Genomic DNA, 17,252 nt, shown 5'->3' on the forward strand with positions numbered 1-17,252 from the left:
CGACGGAGAGCCGCCGGTACGCGGCGCCGGGGCCGGACCGGCGGCCGGACGATGCTGTCCCGGACGATGCTGTCGGGGCGGTGCGGGGACGAAGCGGGGCAGGGCGGTGCGGGGACGAAGCGGGGCGGGCGCGGAGCCCGACCGCGCCGGCGGGGCCGGCCCCGCCCGGCCGGCCCCGCCCCCGCGGCTCAGGCCAGGAGCCCCGAGCTCTTCCACATCCGGCGCCCCGCGCCGCGCAGCACGCCGATGTCGTCCAGGAAGTCCGTCAGCTTCTTCGCCCCGCTCTGCATGACCTCGCGCCGGTGCCCGCTGGCCGCGACCTGGGCCACCGCCTCCCGCTTGTCGAGGCCGACGTTCGTGTAGACCTCGGGGTTGATGAAGGCCTTGGAGAAGACGCGTGCGAACTCGCCCGAGGTCAGCCGGGTGAACTCACGGCTCCAGCGCGGCGCGCTCACCATCTGGTGGCGCAGCTCCTCCCGCGCGTACCGCACATGCCGGGCCTCCTCCACCACATGGATGCGGGTGACGCCGCGCACCAGCGGCTGGATGCGCTCGTCCGGGAACGTCAGCCGCTGCATCCAGTCGAGGATCTCCTCGCCGAGCAGCGTGGCGGTGAAGGAACCGGGCGTGGTGGAGACCGTCTTGAACAGCCGGCCGAGGTTGTGGTGGACCTTCGACACCGGGTAGACGGGGGTGTCGTTCCGCTGGATGAGCCGGGCGAACATCTTCGAGTGCCGGCACTCGTCCTCGATCTCCGTGAGGGCGTAGCGCACATGCGAGCTGGTCGGCGACTTGTCGTAGATGTGCCGGCAGAGCAGCTGCATGAGGATGATCTCGAACCAGATGCCGAGCGAGGCCAGGGCCGAGGCCTCGTGCTTGGAGAGCTCGATCCGCTGCTCCTCGGACATCGTCTTCCAGAGCGGGGTGTCGTAGAGGGAGACCAGCTCCGGCGGCCAGAACCACTGGCCCTCCTCGAAGGGGGCGTCCCAGTCCAGCTCGGCGTCGGGGTCGAAGGAGTGCTTGGCGGAGGAGTCGAGCAGGCGGAGGGCGACCTTCTCCCGGTCCTTGAGCAGGCCGAGAGCATCCCGCCGCGCCTCTGCCCCGGTTGTGATCGTCATGCTGTCGGCCACCTCGCTTGTGGGTTACCCGCGGTACCCCTTTATGAGACTGCTTGTCAGCAAGAACGTCAATCCCCTGGCCGTGACTTGTTGAAGCCCCGTTGACCCGCCGCGGAGGACGTGTGAGCCTGCCAACCATCCCCCTCCCCACGGGAGTCCGCGAGGCCGAGGCCGAGGAGGCGTCGATGACGACGCACGATCTCTACGCGAAAGACCCTGGAACCCCCGACTGGCAGGTGCCGGCCTCCGGCGCCGCCCGCTTCAGCTGGGAGTACGACGACGGGCGCGACCGGCTGCTCGCCCTGTACCAGAAGGGCAAGGACAAGCAGTGGGACTCCGTCCGCCGGATCGACTGGGACCTGGAGGTGGACCCCTACGACCCCCTCGGCACCCCCGACGAGGCCCTCGCCCTGCACGGCACCCGGCACTGGAACCGGATGACCGAACGCGACAAGGGCGAGCTGCGGCGGCACTACAGCTCCTGGCAGTTCAGCCAGTTCCTGCACGGCGAGCAGGGCGCCATGATCTGCGCGGCCCGCATCGTGGAGTCCGTCCCCGACCTGGACGCCAAGTTCTACTCCGCCACCCAGACCATGGACGAGGCCCGGCACGCCGAGATCTACGGCCGCTTCCTCCAGGAGAAGATCGGGATGCTCTACCCGATCAACGACAACCTCCAGTCCCTGCTGGGCGACACCCTGCGCGACTCCCGCTGGGACATGCCCTACCTCGGGATGCAGGTCCTGATCGAGGGCCTGGCCCTGGCCGCGTTCGGCATGATCCGCGACACCACCGACAAGCCGCTGCCGAAGCAGATCCTCGCCTACGTCATGCAGGACGAGGCCCGGCACGTGGCCTTCGGGCGGATGGCGCTGCGCGACTACTACCGGCAGCTCACCGACGCCGAACTCCGCGAGCGCGAGGAATTCGTCATCGAGGGCTGCTACCTCATGCGCGACCGGCTCCGCGGCACCGAGGTGCTGGAGAACTTCGGCATCCCGGCGGCGGAGGCGGAGGAGTACACGGAGCAGTCGGAGTTCCTCCACCTCTTCCGCAAGCTGCTGTTCAGCCGGATCGTGCCCTGCGTGAAGGACATCGGCCTGTGGGGCGAGCGCCTCCAGCGCGCCTACCTCGACCTGGGCGTCTTCGAGCTCGGCGACTCCAATCTCGATCTGCTGATGGCGCAGGACGAGGAACTGGCCGAGAAGCTGGACGCGGAACGCTTCGTGGCCGAGGAGGCCGCCCGCACGGCGGAGGTCACCGAGGCCATCGCGGAGGGCGCGGCGGACGAGGGCTGAAGCGGGCTGAAACAGCCGGAAGCGGGGAGCGGACCGCCGGACGGTCCCGGATGGCGGCCAAGGCGGTCCCGTCCCAGTTGCCGGGGCACGCCGGGGCCGATGGCCTGAGGCACCGTCCCGGCTTGCACGGGCGGCGGCCGTGACACGTAGCATGCGTGAGCTGTTCCGGGGGTGTCGGACAGGTGATTTGCACACGGGGGGCGGATACCGCCCCCGCGCATGCGCAAGCGGATCCGAGGCCCCGGAGTAGACGTTGCCAAAGGCCGGATCAGACAGTGGCTGACCCGGCCTTCTGCCTTTACCGTCAAGCCACGCCCGTAGCGAAGGCGCACACGCCCGACGGGGAACTGCTGTGATGAACTCTCATTCGGCCTTGCGCAGCACCACGCGCCAGTTCCCACCGGTGTGAAGGTTCTCCACGCGGTCGAGCATCCATGTCTCGTTCCGGATGGGAAATGTATCCCCGATCCCCAAGTCGTAGTGCCGCTCCTCTTCTGCGGCGACAACGAGGCTGACGGAAAGTGGTGCCTCTTTGGGGGCGTAGACATGAATCACCGCAAAGGCGGCACCGTTTAGTTCTTGAGGCACTCCATGTCGAAGGTTGATCTCGTCGATCATTCCAGTCACTCCAGCGTCATGTAGTTATTCTTGACATGATTTTCTGAGCTCTTCGAAATTCAAGGGGAAATTGGTTCATGTGGGCGGAGATATGTAGGCCCGTCAATCCCCGGTCGTTCACTTCGGTCACCTGGCAGGCGTCACCGCCCGCGAGGCCTGTGAGGAGGGGATGTCGATCGTCACACCTGTTCGGGCCATGGTGAGGACGCCCGCTCGGCTTCCTGGATCTCCCCCAACTCGTATTCGGGTGCGTACCGAGCGGGGTCGAGGGTGTGTTCCGCTCTCTCGCCGCGCCGATAGGCCTCTGCTTGCGCTTGCCGAGCCATTCCTGTCGCTCTGCCGCGGGCCTGCCTTTCGTTCCTGGTTGCCGAGTCATGGGGAGGTGGCAGAACGCCGGCGGCATGCTTGCCGTCTGTCCATATGGTTGCCACCCAGGTGCCGTTCTCGTACAGGCGGGCCCGGCGTACGGGTTGTGTGGGGATGCCGTCGAAAGTAGTTTTCGGTGCAGGTATCCGTTCCGGATTGAGTGCTCCGTCGGTCCAACGCCCGTAAGGCTTGTTCCCGTCCATTGCGACTCCTTAGGTTTTCCCAATGTGGGTGAATGTTTCCGTCGTGGTCAGTGCGGTACGGATCTGCTGGTCAGGGTTGATGGTTTCTCTCAACCCGGAGCTGCCGTTTCGGCTTTGACATGCGGCAGGCAACCCGGGCTCGCCACGAAGGTCTGCACCAGTCGGTCCGCACAGACGGCACGGTCCAGCCTCAACAGGTCCCTATTCGAGCCATGGTGAGGACGGCCGCTCGGCTTCCTGGATCTGTCCCAGCTCGTATTCGGGTGCGTACAGAGCCGGGTCGAGTACCACTTGGGGATCCTCGCCGCGTCGGTACGCCTGGCCCTGCACCCGGCGGGCGTGGACCGCCGCGTCCCGGCGTGCCACCCGCTCTGCGCGATCGGCCGGGTCATGGAGCAGCTTTGCCATTCCGGCGTTTGTGCCGTCCGTCCATACCGTGAGCAGGCAGACCCCGTCACGTGTGAGTTGAGCTCGGCGTACCGGCCCGGTGACCTTCGACTGGTAAGTGATCTGAGGTGTTTCGACACGGCGCGGATCCAGACCGGCGTCGGTCCAGCGGGGGTGGGTCGGTTCCTCGGGCATTTCCTCGGTCATCGGTGTTCCTCAGGGTGTCCATCGGGCTTCTTCGCAGGGGGCCTCCTGTCAATCCGGTTCCGGTCACTCGGCCTTGCGCAGCACCACGCGCCAGTCCCCGCCGGTGTGAAGGTTCTCCACACTCATGTCTCGTTCCGGCAGGGAAATGTGTCCCCGATCCCCAGTTCGTAGTGCCGCTCCTCTTCAGCGGCGACAACGAGACCGACGGAAAGTGGGCCCTCTCTGGGGGCGTAGACATAAATCACAGCGATTTTGGAATCGTTGCACCTATCGGGCACTCCACGCCTGAGCCTGATCTCGCCGATCATTACATTCACTCCAACGTCGTGTAGTGATTCTTGGCATGATTTCTGAGCTCTTCGAAATCCGAGCGGAAGTTGGTTCATCTGCGCGGGATTGTGCAGGTGTGTCGATCTCCGGTAGTCCATCTCGGCCACCTTGCAGCGTCACCGCCCACGAGCACATGGGGAATGCCGATCGTCATCCACACCTATTCAGGCCACGGTGAGGACCCCCGCTCGGCTTCCTGGACCTCCCCCAACTCGTATTCGGGTGCGTACAGAGCCGGGTCCAGGGTGTGTTCCGCTCTCTCGCCGCGCCGATAGGCCTCTCTCTGTGCCTGCCGGGCTTTGCTCGTCGCTCGGCCTCGGGCGCGGCTTTCTTCCATGGTTTCGGAGTCGTAGGGAGGACACAGAACGCCGGCGGCATCCTTGCCGTCTGTCCATACGGTCGCGAGCCAGGTGCCGTTCTCGTACAGGCGGGCCCGGCGTACGGGTTGTGTGGGGATGCCGTCGAAAGTGGTTTTCGGTGTAGGTACCCGGCGCGGGCGGAGTGCTCCATCGGTCCAACGCCCATAGGGCTTCTTCTTTCCATGGTGACTCCTGACGGTTTTCTCGGTATGGCTGAGTGTATCCCTCGTGGGCATCCCTGTACGGATCCGGCTGCCAGTCGAGGGGTTTCTCCCAGTCCGGTGGCACCACCTCGCTTTTGAAGCGCCACCTCCCTCCCTTTCAGTGGGCGTCGTGTACCACGTGCCGGGTTTCGCGGTTAATGAGTATTTCGCGTTCATTGATGTCGAGTTGGAATAGTGGCGTGATATTCATGGTCGGCCCTGCGCTAGGCGAACCATAAGATGGATCGGGCCGTCGAATGCTGCCATTTGCCTGCTGGAAGTGAGCTGGTGCCAGGGACCGGCGTGCACCTTTTCGGCCTGTTCGGCCATGGATCCGGGATCATTGATGTCGGCGCCCAAGCTCGCCGTGTAACCCGTGGTCGTGCGTTCGCCCGTAGCCGTCGAGCGTGTTTCTGCGGGAGCCCGCCTCCGTGCCGGGCCGCGCCGGTGCTCCGGTGCCGGTGCCGAGCCCGCACCGTACGGGATCCGTACCCCGCCGTCCGCCCCGCAGGGCGCCGGTCGGGGGCACGGTGCCGTACGCAGCGGCCCCGAACAGGTCGTAGCGGTGGCGGAAGGCGTGCCACCGGGCCGTATCGCTGACAGCATGGACCCATGACAGCGACCCGCCCAGGCAGCCGCGCCGCCGCACACGACAGCCTCCGCGCCCTGGCCCTCGGCGACGCCTTCGGCGAACGCTGGTTCCCGCTCGCCGCCGAGCACGGAAGCGTCGGCGAGGCCATCCGGCAGCGGCGGACACCGGAGGCGCCGCTCTGGTCCTGGACGGACGACACCGCGATGGCCCTGGCGCTGTTCGCCGTCCTCGACCGCCACGGCGAAGTGGTGCAGGAGGAGCTGGCCCGGGAGTTCGGCGAGCGCTTCCTCGCCGAGCCCGCTCGCGGCTACGGCAGCGGCATGCACGAACTGCTGCCGCTGCTCGCCCGGCGTCCGGACCGCTGGCGCGAGGACGCGGACGCCCTCTTCGACGGCCAGGGCAGCCTCGGCAACGGCGCCGCCATGCGCGTCGCGCCGCTCGGCGCCTGGTTCGCGGACGATCCGGAGGGGGCCGCGGAGCAGGCCGTGCTGTCGGCGCAGGTCACCCACGCGCACCCGGAAGGCATCGCGGGCGCGGTGGCCGTCGCCGTCGCGGCCGCCCTCGCCGCCGACCGGACGAAGGAGCCGCCCGCCCCCGCCGAGCTGCTCGCCGAGGTCGTGGAGCTGACCCCGGAGGGCGCCGTACGCGACGGCCTGCTGCTCGCGGCCGGACTGCCCCCGGACACCGAACCGGCAGCGGCGGCGGCCGCCCTGGGCAGCGGCTACCGCATCCGCGCCGACGACACCGTCCCGTTCGCGCTGTGGTGCGCGGCCGGACACCTGGACGACCTCACCGAGGCGCTGTGGACCACCGCGGCGGGCCTGGGCGACATCGACACGACCTGCGCCATCGCGGCCGGGGTCGTCGGCGGCCGCACGGGCATCGCCGACGTCCCGGACACCTGGCTGGAACGCGCGGAGCCCCTGCCCACGGCCTTCGCGGCCTGATCCCCGGCGACCGGGGGCCGGCCGCCGGGGCCGTCACCGGCATCGGGGGCCGCCGCCCGACCGCCAACGCCGGGCTGCCGGGCCGCTGAACCCGATCGCCGCGTCAGCCGACGGTGCAGACGTCACCGGCGTTCGCCGCGCGGGCGCGCCCCATCTCCTCCGCCGTGACCTCCGCGGTGCCCGGCACGGGGATCGCGGGCCCGGGCGGGAAGGCGCTGCGCAGTCCGAACGCGTACGGCGTCGGCCCGTGCCGGCGCAGATGCGTGAGCCGCTCCTCGGCCTCGGCGACGGACGGCCGGTGCCCGGCGGGGACCCACCACAGCGCGGTCACCGCCTCCGCCAGCCGCTCGAACCACTCCCGGCGGCGGCGCAGCAGGTCGCGGTGCAGGCCGTCGTACATGAAGCGGGTGAGGGAGTCGAGGTCCCGCCACACCGTCAGGTTGACGATCAGCCACTCGTCCCCGAGGACCGGCACATCGGTGGCGTTCCCACTGTCGCTCTGGAGCCGCCAGCGGAAACCGTCCGAGGCGTCCGCGGTGGCGTTGACGGGGTCGAGCCCGTCGACGAAATCCTTCAACTGCGGCGAATCGAGCGGGGCTCGAAGCCGGGCGATATTGATCTGGGCGAGCTCGAACGGTGCGGCTGCGTCAGTCATGAGCCGCACGCTAGCGCCGACCGCCCGGCCCCGCAGGGAATTACGCCGGCCGCGGCCGACGTGGCCGGCACCGCGCACCCCGGCTCGGGCCGGGTCGATCTCAGATACCTACGCCCCACGCGCGTACCGCCCCACGGGATCGAGGTACTTGCGGACTTCCAGGGGTGTCACGAACGTCCCGCGCTCCCCCTCCGCCGCCACCTTCCGTGCCCGGGTCAGCCTGCGCGGGGGAAGGCCGTCGCCGAAGCGCGTCACGGTGTCGAGGAAGACGACCGACTCCGGCGCCTCGTCGAGCGCGGCGGCCAGCGCGACGGGGGAGTGCGAGGTGATCAGCGTCTGGCACCCGCCCCCCGAGGAGAGCCTCCCCGGGTCACTGGTGCGTCCCCGCAGCCGCGACAGCAGGTGCGGCACTCTGCTGGGGTGGAGACCGTTCTCCGGTTCCTCGAACATCAGGACGCCTTCATGGGCGGGGTCGTGAGCGGCGGCGAGCAGGGCGAGGACCCTCAGCGTGCCCGCGGAGGCCGTGCCCGGGCTCACGCGGTGTTCGTGCTTGTGCTGGAGCCAGACGTCCCACTGGCCCCATTCCTCGTTCGCCTCCACGGTGATGTCCGCCAGGTCCGGCAGGAGCGCCACGGCGTCGGCCCGGAAGTCGTACCAGCTCTCGGGGTTCCGGGAGATCCGTCCCAGGACGGCGCCGAGATTCCTGCCGTCCTCGGCGAGCGGTGCGGTGTCGTACGTCGAGGAGGCGACCCGCATGGCCTTGGGGGAGGGCTCGACGATCCGCCAGTTCCTGGAGGCCGCGGCGAGCTCCGGGCCGTACGCACTGTCCTGCACGGCAACCCGGCCGGCGTGCAGTTCCCGCGTGGAGTCCCCGCGCACCTCCGGGAAGAGCCCGAGGGAGTCCGCGTACCGCCGCCACTCGGAGTCGCCGTAGTGATCGCGGACATTGCCGACCTCGACGGTGACGTCCAGTGGCTGTGGCGGATCCGCGTACCGGACCAGGGCCACGACCCGGAGGAAGCAGTACCCCCGGGGCCCGTCCACGAGGACGTCGGCCGCGATCCGCAGAGTCTCGGCCGGCCGGCCCCCCGGGCTGCGCCGGAACAGTTCTTTGGGGCCGCCCCGTCGCGCGCGGTCGACCAGGGTTTGTCCTTCCGGCTCCCGGATCAACTGCCCCAGCAGGTCGACGGCTTCGAGCAGATTGGACTTCCCCGAGGCGTTGGCGCCCAGGAGAACGCCGAAGGACGGCAGGTCCAGGGCGAAGCCCTCCAAGGACTTGTAACCGTCGATCTCGATTCGCGTGATCACAGCGAGCCGCCTCCTCTCCACGCCGCTGCCCGTGCGCCGGACCACACTATCCAGCTCCGCGGCCGCCGGGTCCCGGACCGGAAAGCGGGGGCCCGGCCGCCGAGTGCCGTGACGGGCCGGCACGGCGCACCGGAGCCGGAACCGGCGGCCACGTCCCCGGCGCCCCGCGGGCCGCCGCGGCTCAGCGTCCCAGCGCCGCCCGCATCACCTCGCGGGCGACCGGGGCCGCGTTGCCGCCGCCGCTGATGTCCGCGCGGTCGGCCGCCGCGTCCTCGACGACCACGGCGACCGCGACGCCCGGCTCGTCGGCCCCGTCCTCCCGCGCCCAGGAGATGAACCAGGCGTACGGGATGCCCTCGTTGCCCACGCCGTGCTGCGCGGTGCCGGTCTTGCCGCCCACCTCGGCGCCGGGCAGGGCGGCGCCGGCGCCCGTACCGTTCTCGACGACCCCGCGCATCAGTTCGCGCAGCACCTCCGCCGTGCCGGAGTCCATCGCGCGCTCCTGGGTGCGGGGGCGGGTGAGGGACACCGTGTCCCCCGCGGAGTCGGTGATCTTGTCGACCAGGTACGGCTTGCGCAGCTTGCCGTCGTTCGCCACCGCCGAGGCGACCATCGCCATCTGGAGCGGTGTGGCGGCGGTGTTGTACTGGCCGATCGAGGACAGGGCGAGCTGGGCGTCGTTCATGTCGGTGTCGAAGGTGGATTCGGCCACCCGGGAAGGCACCCGCAGTCCGTCGTCGTTGAAGCCGAACTTCTCCGCCGCGTCCACCATGCCGTCGAGCCCCACCTCCACGCCCAGTTTGGCGAAGACGGTGTTGCAGGAGACCTCCAGGGCGCGGCGCAGGTCGGCGTCCTCGCAGCCCCGGGCCTCGTTGGTGAGGTCCGTCCGGGTGCCGGGGAGGGTGTACGGCGAGGGGGTGTCCGTCGGCTCGTCCACATCGGTGACCACGCCCCGCTCCAGGGCCGCCGCGGCCGTCACCACCTTGAAGACGGAGCCGGGCGGATAGGTCTGGCGCAGCGCCCGGTTGAGCATCGGCCGGCTCTCGGCGCCGTTCAGCCGCTGCCAGGCGTCGACGGCGGCGTCCCCGTTCCCGGAGATCTGTTCGGGGTCGTAGCCGGGGCTGCTGACGAGGGCGAGGATCTTGCCGGTGCCCGGTTCGAGGGCGACGACGGCGCCCCGCGCGCCGCCCAGGCCGTCGGCGGCGGCGCGCTGGACGGCCGGGTCGATGGTGGTGTGGACGTCTCCGGCGGGCTCGCGCTCGCGGGTGAGGGCGTGCCAGAGGGGGAAGACGGAGAGCCGCGGATCGGCGCCGGAGAGGATGTCGTCCTCGGCGTCCTCCAGCAGCGAGGTGCCGTAGATCTGCGAGGCGTATCCGGTGACGGGCGCGTAGAGCGGTCCGTTGAGGTACGTGCGTTCGTAGGCCAGCCGTTCGCCCGTGTCGCGGGAGCCGGTGACGGGCTCGCCGCCCACGAGGATGTCGCCGCGCGGGGCGCTGTACCGGGCGATGGTCTGGCGGCGGTTGGCCTGGTTGTCCTCGTAGGTCTCGGCGTCGACGACCTGGATGCGGGAGGCGTTCAGCAGCAGGGCCACCAGGAGGAGCAGGAAGAAGGCGGCCAAGTGGCGGATCTGGCGGATCACGGCCTCGCCTCCCCGGGGCCGGCGGAACGACCGGGGCCGCCGGGTCCGCCGGGGGCATCCGGCGCGGCGGGCGCGGCCGGGCCGGCCGGCGCGGTCGGGTCGGCGGGGGCGGGGACGGGCCGCCGGGCGGCGTCGCTCATCCGGATCAGCAGCGCCACGATGATCCAGTTGGTGACGACGGAGGAGCCGCCCTGCGCGAGGAAGGGCATCGCCATCCCCGTGAGCGGGATCAGCCCCATGACCCCGCCCGCGATGACGAAGACCTGCAGCGCGACGATCGAGGCCAGGCCGACCGCCAGCAGCCGGCCGAAGGGATTGCGCTGGGCGAGGCCCGCCCGCAGCCCCCGTTCCACCAGCAGGGTGTACAGCAGGAAGATCGCGAAGAGGCCGGTGAGTCCCAGCTCCTCACCCGCCGTGGCGAGGATGAAGTCCGATTTCGCCGCGAAGCCGATGAGGACGGAGTGCCCCTGGCCGAGACCGGTGCCGAGGACGCCGCCGGAGGCGAAGGCGAAGTAGGTCTGCGCCAGTTGGCTCGCGCCCTCGCCCGCCTCGATGGAGGCGAAGGGATGCAGCCAGTCCTGCACCCGGCTGTGGACGTGGGGTTCCAGGGAGCCGACGGTCACGGCGCCCGCCGCGGCCAGGAGCAGCCCGACCGCGATCCACCCGGTCCGGCCGGTGGCCACGTACAGCAGCACCACGAAGAGGCCGAAGAAGAGCAGCGAGGTGCCGAGGTCGCGTTCCAGGACGAGGACGCCGACGCTGGCCAGCCAGATGGTCAGGATCGGGCCGAGCACCCGGCCGGTGGGGAGCTGGAACTTCCAGATCCGGCGGCCGGTGTAGGCCAGGGCGTGCCGGTTGACCGCCAGATAGGCGGCGAAGAAGACGGCGAGGAGGATCTTGGCGAACTCGCCGGGCTGGAAGGAGAGCCCGGCCACCCGGATCCAGATCTTGGCCCCGTTGATGGCGGGGAAGAAGATCGGGATCACCAGCAGGAACAGCGCGACCGCGACGCTCAGATAGGCGTAGCGCTGCAGCACCCGGTGATCGCGGAGGAACAGGACGACGGCGATGAAGAAGCCGACGCCGAGGGCGGACCACACGAGCTGGGTGGGGGCGGCCTCGTCGGCGGGGGTGGCGAGGTCGAGCCGGTAGATCAGCACCAGGCCGAGGCCGTTGAGCAGCACGGCGATGGGCAGCAGCAGGGGATCGGCGTAGGGGGCGCGCAGGCGTACGGCGACGTGGGCGAGGAGGGCGAGCAGTCCGAGGCCCGCTCCGTAGCCGGCGGCGCCGGCCGGCACGGTGCCGTCGGTGGCGAGGCCGACCTCGACATAGCCGTAGACGGAGATCAGGACGGCGCCGGTGAGCAGGATCAGCTCCGTACCGCGTCGCCGGGGGATCCGCACCGGGGGAGGGAGCGCTTCCGGGAGGCCGTCCGGGTGTGCTCCCGGACGGTCCGAGGGGGGACCCGCTGTCGATGCGGCCATGACAGAGAACGTAACAAACCCGGTGCTCGAATGTCTGTTATGTGGTCAAATGCACCGGCGTTCGGGCGAGTTGTCGTCGCACGCCGTCCTACCCGCCGCCCCGCCCCGGTACACCGCGCCCCCGCCCCGGCGCGCCGGCCCCGGTGTGCGGCGCCGCCGTGCGCAGCGGCGCGCCCCCCGCACGCGGGGCGCGCGGGGGGTGCGGCGTCATCCGGGCGGCCGGTGCGTCAGCGCCGGGGGCGCGGTCAGCACCAGCGCGGGGCCGGGCCGATGTTCTTGATGTAGCGGGCCGACGCGAAGGCGTAGTGGCCGTCCTTCAGCACGTACCAACGGTTGTTGCCGTCGATGTTCTGGCCCTTGACCTTGCACTTGATCTTCACGATGGCGCCGTACGGCTTGGAACCGACGACATGGCCGCCCTTGTTGGGCGCGCTGCGGAGCAGCAGGCCGGAGTGGGCGATGATCTTGCCCTTGTAGTAGTGGTGGTGGTAGTGGTGGCCACCACCACCGGCCGGGGCGGCGGCAGTGGCGGCGGCGGCGGGGCCGGCGGCGGCGAGGGTCGCGAGGGCGCCGGTGGCGACGCCGACCGCGATCGTGCGGAACTTGGACTGCAGCATCTGCGATGCCTCCTGTGGAGGGGAGGGCCCTGTCCCGGAGGGAGCGGGGCGTAGGTGTTTCCGGTGGCCGACTGGATTCCACGGACAGCGTTGGCCGTGATCAACCGGCATGAATGACGCTAATTCGGACACTCTGGGCTCGCAACCGGTCACGCTCCGGGGTGTGCCGCGAAAGGCGCCGCCGACGGGTGAGCGCGGCCGGGCGGCGCGGCCGGGCCGGGGTCTTGTAGGGGCGCGAGCGTGGTCGGGGAGGGGGGAATTTTCCGGAAGTTTTCCCGGGTGCCCGTCCGGGGCGCGGGGGAGTCGGTCAACGTATGAGCAGCTCGGGGTGGGGGTGTCCGGCAAGTGCTCCGGCGGTGCCGCCGGTTCTATCCGGAGGCGGCGCTCCGGTTACCGGAAAGCTCCGGAAAATTTTTTGAAGGATGCCTGTTTCCGGGCCGACACCCGTCTCCCGTCGGCGCGTTGGCGCAGGTAGACCCTGATCAGTGGGCGGTGACGGTGGTGTTTCGCCGTTGAAAAACTTCCGGAAACAAGCGTTGACTCCGCGTTGTGGCGGACGCCATACTCCGGATCGATCGAACTACCGCACGCACGGAACCACGCCGTTCATCCCCCACTGTCCGGCGTCCCGGCTCGCGGGCCGATCGCACCCACCATGCCCGGACGGTTCCTCCACCTCCGTCCGGTCCCCGGCAGAAGGGGCAGTAATGATCAGCAAATCGTTAAGCGCACGAAGAAGCCCAGGGCGGTTCCTCCGCCAGGCGGTCGTCTACGGCTCCGCCGTCGTCCTGGCCTCGACCGGCGTCGTCGCGATGTCCGGCACGGCCCACGCCGCCGACACCCTGGGCGGCGCGGCGGCCCAGAGTGGCCGGTACTTCGGTACCGCGGTGGCCGCCAACCACCTGGGCGACGGCCAGTACGTGCAGACGCTGAACCGGGAGTTCAAGAGCGTCACGGCCGAGAACGAGATGAAGTGGGACGCGCTGGAGCCGTCCCAGAACAACTTCAACTTCGGCAACGCCGACCGGATCTTCAACCACGCCAAGCAGCAGGGCGCGCGCCGCAACTCCGTCTTCCAGCAGCGGCTGGGCAACGGCTTCATCGAAGAGGCCTTCCGGATGGCGCGCGAGGCGGACCCCAACGCCAAGCTCTGCTACAACGACTACAACACCGACAACTGGAACCACGCCAAGACGCAGGCCGTGTACAACATGGTCAAGGACTTCAAGTCCCGCGGCGTGCCCATCGACTGCGTGGGTTTCCAGGCCCACTTCAACAGCGGCAACCCGGTGCCGAACAACTACCACACCACTCTGCAGAACTTCGCGGACCTGGGTGTGGACGTGCAGATCACCGAGCTGGACATCGCCGGCTCCGGCAGCTCCCAGGCCGAGCAGTTCGGCGGCGTCACCCAGGCGTGCCTGGCGGTCTCCCGCTGCACGGGCATCACCGTCTGGGGCATCCCGGACCACTACTCCTGGCGCTCCAGCGACACCCCGCTGCTGTTCGACCGCAACTACAACAAGAAGCAGGCGTACACCGCGGTCCTCGACGCACTGAACGCCGCCGGCGGTGGCGGTGGCGGTGACGGCGGCGGTGGTGACGACGGCGGCGGTGGTGACGACGGCGGCGGTGACGACGGCGGCGGCACCGGGGCCACCTGCACCGCGACGTACTCCGAGACCATGCGCTGGGGCGACCGCTTCAACGGCCAGGTGACGATCACCGCCAACGGCGGCTCGATCAGCAACTGGACGGTCAACGTGGCGCTGTCCTCCCCGCAGAGGATCTCCACCACGTGGAACGGCACCCCCAGTTGGAGCGGGGACGGCACGGTGATGACGATGAAACCGAACGGCAACGGCACGCTGTCGTCCGGCTCGTCGACGAGTTTCGGGTTCACGGTGATGGCCAACGGCAACTGGTCACAACCGCGGATCAGCGGCTGTACGGCCGGCTGAGCGACCCGCACCGACGGCCCGGCCGGCCGGTTACCTGACCGTCCGGCCGGCCGGGTCCGCCCGCCCTGCGGGCCGCCGTACCTCCCCCGTCCCGACGGGCACGCGCAGTGACAGCTCCGCCCGGCCTTCCGGTGATCTCACGGAAGGCCGGGCGGAGCTTCGTGCTGTCACGGCACGAAAATACGCCGGTGGCACGGCTGTTGAGATGTGCGGCAGACGGCGGCTCAACTGTTTCTGCGCACCGCTCTGTTCGAGGACACGAACTAACGGAAGGCTCCGAAAGTTTTCTGATCCCAGCCCGGTTTTCATGTTGGGCACTTAGCTTGCGGCGCCTTGTCGTCGCAGGTCAGCGTCTACTTGCTGGGCATTACATCCCTGTTTCGGCTCTGAAAATCTTCCGGAAACAGGCGTTGACGCCGCCTCGCCCCGGACGCCATACTCCGGAGCGATCGCCGCCGGCGGCCACGGCACCCACCGTCGGCCGCGGCGGCCCGTGGGGGACACGGCACCACACCGTTCACACCCACTACGCCCGGACGGGTTCCCCCACCCCCGTCCGGTCCCCGGAAGAAGGGGCAGTAATGATCAGCATCACCTCCGCCGGCCGGCAGGGCCGCAAACCCGGCGTCCGGAAGGCGCTCGGCCTCGGCCTGGCCGCCGTCCTGGCCTCGACCGGCCTCGTCGCGATGTCCGGCACGGCCCACGCCGCCGACACCCTGGGCGCCTCGGCGGCCGAGAAGGGCCGGTACTTCGGCGCCGCGGTGGCCGCCAACCACCTGGGCGACGGCCAGTACGTGCAGACGCTGAACCGGGAGTTCAACAGCGTTACCGCCGAGAACGAGATGAAGTGGGACGCGCTGGAGCCGTCCCAGAACAACTTCAACTTCGGCAACGCCGACCGGATCTTCAACCACGCCAAGCAGCAGGGCAGGACGGCAACAGCGGCCCCCGCCGCAACTCCGTCTTCCAGCAGCGGCTCGGCAACGGCTTCATCGAAGAGGCGTTCCGCATGGCCCGCGAGGCGGACCCCAACGCCAAGCTCTGCTACAACGACTACAACACCGACAACTGGAACCACGCCAAGACCCAGGCCGTGTACAACATGGTCAAGGACTTCAAGTCCCGCGGCGTGCCCATCGACTGCGTCGGCTTCCAGGCCCACTTCAACAGCGGCAACCCGGTGCCGAACAACTACCACACCACCCTGCAGAACTTCGCGGACCTGGGTGTGGACGTGCAGATCACCGAGCTGGACATCGCCGGCTCCGGCAGCTCCCAGGCCGAGCAGTTCGGCGGCGTGACGCAGGCCTGCCTCGCCGTTGAGCGCTGCACGGGCATCACGGTCTGGGGCATCCCGGACCACTACTCCTGGCGCTCCAGCGACACCCCGCTGCTGTTCGACCGCAACTACAACAAGAAGCCCGCGTACACCGCGGTGCTCAACGCACTGAACGCCGGCTGACGGCAGCCGGACCGGACGGACCAGTCCGGACCGGACCGGCGAACGCGTGACGCGCGACGGCGCGGCGATCCCCACGGTCGCCGCGCCGTTCGCTGTGCGGCCGGTGGAACCGCGCCGGGCACCTCGCGCCGCCCGGGCGCCGGGGACGGGCCACGGCCGGCCGGTGCTCGCCGGCGCTGAGGGAGCCGCGGACCGCGGCCTCCGCCGACGGGGCCGGGCAGCGGGCGGGACCGGGGGCCGGGCCTCGGCCGGCGCGAGCTGAGGCACCCAACAGGCCGCCCCCGCCCCGGAATAGGACAGGCGTCCGACAAAGTCCAGCAGTACGGGGGACAGCGGCCCGATCCGGCACCCGTCCCCCGGCGCCGCCTCCATGCTGGGCCCGTGACTCAGTATGACGAGCAGAACCCCGCGTACCGGACCGTCCGAGTGACCGCGCTGGAGAACCCGGTCGCGGCCATGGCGGACCTCGAGGCGTGGGAGGCGCGAGAGACGCACCCGGAGATCCGCTCGGCCGGCGCGCCGGTGTTCGGGATCGCGCGGGAACGCGAGGAGGGCGGCTGGGAACTCCGCCCCTACTTCTGCGACACGGCACCCCAGGGATCCCGCGACGGCCTCGGAGCGCACTTCCGCCTCACGGCCCAGGAAGCGGAGAAGACCGGTGACGAGGCCGCGCGCGACGAGTGCCTGCGGGCCGCGGAACGGCTGGACTGGGAACCGCTGGACGAGATGACCGTGCTGGGCAGCCGGTACCGGGTCGTCCGGGCGGAGCGGTTCGTCCGCATGGGCCCGGACGGCCCCGAGCCGCCCCGGCCCTCCGACCCGGACCCGGCCGCGCCCGGCGAGTCCGGCGGGGTCCCGGACCCGTCCGCCGGCTTCGTGATCGACACGACCACCGCCACCGGGATGTCGGAAGGCATCCTCAAGACCGAACTGCTGGGCATGGTCCCCGCGGCCGGCACCGTACCGCCGGACATCCGCGCCGACGCGCTGCGCGCCGCGCGGACGCACCCCGGCGGCGTGCTCCTGCCCCCGACGTTCATGATCACCGAGGACTCCGACGGCCACTGGCGCCCCGAGTCGGACGGCACCTCGACCACCCCGCAGGCGGCCCGCGACGGGCTGGCGACCCACTGGCGCGGCCCGTTCTTCCCGCGGCTGCGGAAGCTGACCCCGGAACTGCGCGCCGCGTACGCGGCCGCGGCCGGCCGCATCTCCTCCGAGCGCTTGGACGAGGTGACGGTGGCGGGCGTGCGCTACCGGGTGGCCCGGGTCGAACGCCTGGTCCGCGTCGGCCCGGACGGCCCCGAGGGCCCGCGCCCCTCCGACCCGGACCCGGAGCCACCGATCAAGGTGCACGTCCAGCAACTCAAGGAACAGGGCCTGTGGGAGGAGGACGAGGAGGACTGACAGTGAGGATGTGACGTGGCTTCTCCGACGGGTCTGACTCACGGACTGACCGACGTCTCGACTGTCTTGTTTGGGATTTGTCGATCCGCTC

12 protein-coding genes and 1 pseudogene are annotated in these 17,252 nt (G+C 70.1%); 5 read left to right on the plus strand and 8 right to left on the minus strand.

Features of this window, described 5'->3' with window-relative positions:
- Positions 1-188: 188 nt before the first annotated feature.
- Positions 189-1,118 carry an AurF N-oxygenase family protein gene (locus tag IF83_RS0129035; RefSeq protein ID WP_030549286.1) on the minus strand — a complete coding sequence of 310 codons (930 nt, stop codon included), beginning with the start codon at positions 1,116-1,118 and terminating at the stop codon, positions 189-191.
- Positions 1,119-1,303: 185 nt separating this feature from the next.
- Here IF83_RS0129035 and IF83_RS0129040 point away from each other — a divergent pair, with 185 nt between their 5' ends.
- Positions 1,304-2,416 (plus strand): ferritin-like domain-containing protein, encoded by a 1,113-nt coding sequence (locus IF83_RS0129040; RefSeq protein WP_030549287.1) that lies wholly within the window; start codon positions 1,304-1,306, stop codon positions 2,414-2,416.
- Positions 2,417-2,779: 363 nt separating this feature from the next.
- Here IF83_RS0129040 and IF83_RS0129045 read toward each other — a convergent pair whose 3' ends face one another.
- Positions 2,780-3,034 (minus strand): DUF6406 domain-containing protein, encoded by a 255-nt coding sequence (locus IF83_RS0129045; RefSeq protein WP_158711130.1) that lies wholly within the window; start codon positions 3,032-3,034, stop codon positions 2,780-2,782.
- Between the two features lie 770 nt (positions 3,035-3,804).
- On the minus strand, positions 3,805-4,197 hold the full coding sequence (locus tag IF83_RS0129050; RefSeq protein WP_030549289.1) for a hypothetical protein: 393 nt from the start codon (positions 4,195-4,197) through the stop codon (positions 3,805-3,807).
- A gap of 1,504 nt (positions 4,198-5,701) precedes the next feature.
- On the opposite strand from IF83_RS0129050, the gene IF83_RS0129055 reads away from it, so the two are divergent.
- Positions 5,702-6,628: an ADP-ribosylglycohydrolase family protein gene (locus tag IF83_RS0129055; RefSeq protein WP_030549290.1), complete on the plus strand. Its 927-nt coding sequence runs from the start codon at positions 5,702-5,704 to the stop codon at positions 6,626-6,628.
- 103 nt (positions 6,629-6,731) lie between these two features.
- Here the strand turns inward: IF83_RS0129055 and IF83_RS0129060 are convergent, their stop codons facing one another.
- The 5 genes from IF83_RS0129060 to IF83_RS0129080 form a co-directional block, all read right to left on the minus strand.
- Entirely contained in the window at positions 6,732-7,283 is a 552-nt protein-coding gene (locus IF83_RS0129060; protein WP_078844005.1) for a DUF3291 domain-containing protein, read from the minus strand.
- Between the two features lie 108 nt (positions 7,284-7,391).
- A complete protein-coding gene (locus tag IF83_RS0129065; RefSeq protein ID WP_030549292.1) occupies positions 7,392-8,591 on the minus strand; it encodes an AAA family ATPase in 1,200 nt (399 codons plus the stop codon).
- Between the two features lie 181 nt (positions 8,592-8,772).
- On the minus strand, positions 8,773-10,230 hold the full coding sequence (locus tag IF83_RS0129070; protein WP_030549293.1) for a peptidoglycan D,D-transpeptidase FtsI family protein: 1,458 nt from the start codon (positions 10,228-10,230) through the stop codon (positions 8,773-8,775).
- Positions 10,227-11,714, minus strand: coding sequence for an FtsW/RodA/SpoVE family cell cycle protein (locus IF83_RS0129075; protein WP_078844004.1), 1,488 nt, complete (start codon positions 11,712-11,714; stop codon positions 10,227-10,229). The genes IF83_RS0129070 and IF83_RS0129075 overlap by 4 nt, the downstream gene beginning before the upstream one ends.
- A 245-nt stretch (positions 11,715-11,959) precedes the next feature.
- Positions 11,960-12,331, minus strand: coding sequence for an SH3 domain-containing protein (locus IF83_RS0129080; protein ID WP_030549295.1), 372 nt, complete (start codon positions 12,329-12,331; stop codon positions 11,960-11,962).
- 707 nt (positions 12,332-13,038) lie between these two features.
- Here IF83_RS0129080 and IF83_RS0129085 point away from each other — a divergent pair.
- The 3 genes and pseudogenes from IF83_RS0129085 (at position 13,039) to IF83_RS0129095 (ending at position 17,161) form a co-directional block, all read left to right on the plus strand.
- Positions 13,039-14,292 (plus strand): glycoside hydrolase family 10 protein, encoded by a 1,254-nt coding sequence (locus IF83_RS0129085; protein ID WP_030549296.1) that lies wholly within the window; start codon positions 13,039-13,041, stop codon positions 14,290-14,292.
- 581 nt (positions 14,293-14,873) lie between these two features.
- A pseudogene (locus IF83_RS32755) lies at positions 14,874-15,742 on the plus strand (endo-1,4-beta-xylanase); the annotation flags it as partial.
- Between the two features lie 393 nt (positions 15,743-16,135).
- Entirely contained in the window at positions 16,136-17,161 is a 1,026-nt protein-coding gene (locus tag IF83_RS0129095; RefSeq protein WP_030549297.1) for a DUF5954 family protein, read from the plus strand.
- The last annotated feature ends 91 nt before the right edge of the window (positions 17,162-17,252 follow it).

It is taken from the genome of Streptomyces albus subsp. albus, assembly GCF_000719865.1.
GTDB lineage: Bacteria > Actinomycetota > Actinomycetes > Streptomycetales > Streptomycetaceae > Streptomyces > Streptomyces albus_E.

Bases quoted from the DNA above. Each gene is read 5' to 3' on its own strand.
- IF83_RS0129040 (WP_030549287.1), top strand. From the start codon at position 1,304: ATGACGACGCACGATCTCTACGCGAAAGACCCTGGAACCCCCGACTGG.
- IF83_RS0129085 (WP_030549296.1), top strand. From the start codon at position 13,039: ATGATCAGCAAATCGTTAAGCGCACGAAGAAGCCCAGGGCGGTTCCTC.
- IF83_RS0129045 (WP_158711130.1), bottom strand. From the start codon at position 3,034: ATGATCGACGAGATCAACCTTCGACATGGAGTGCCTCAAGAACTAAAC.
- IF83_RS0129055 (WP_030549290.1), top strand. From the start codon at position 5,702: ATGACAGCGACCCGCCCAGGCAGCCGCGCCGCCGCACACGACAGCCTC.
- IF83_RS0129060 (WP_078844005.1), bottom strand. From the start codon at position 7,283: ATGACTGACGCAGCCGCACCGTTCGAGCTCGCCCAGATCAATATCGCC.
- IF83_RS0129035 (WP_030549286.1), bottom strand. From the start codon at position 1,118: ATGACGATCACAACCGGGGCAGAGGCGCGGCGGGATGCTCTCGGCCTG.
- IF83_RS0129075 (WP_078844004.1), bottom strand. From the start codon at position 11,714: ATGGCCGCATCGACAGCGGGTCCCCCCTCGGACCGTCCGGGAGCACAC.
- IF83_RS0129050 (WP_030549289.1), bottom strand. From the start codon at position 4,197: ATGACCGAGGAAATGCCCGAGGAACCGACCCACCCCCGCTGGACCGAC.
- IF83_RS0129080 (WP_030549295.1), bottom strand. From the start codon at position 12,331: ATGCTGCAGTCCAAGTTCCGCACGATCGCGGTCGGCGTCGCCACCGGC.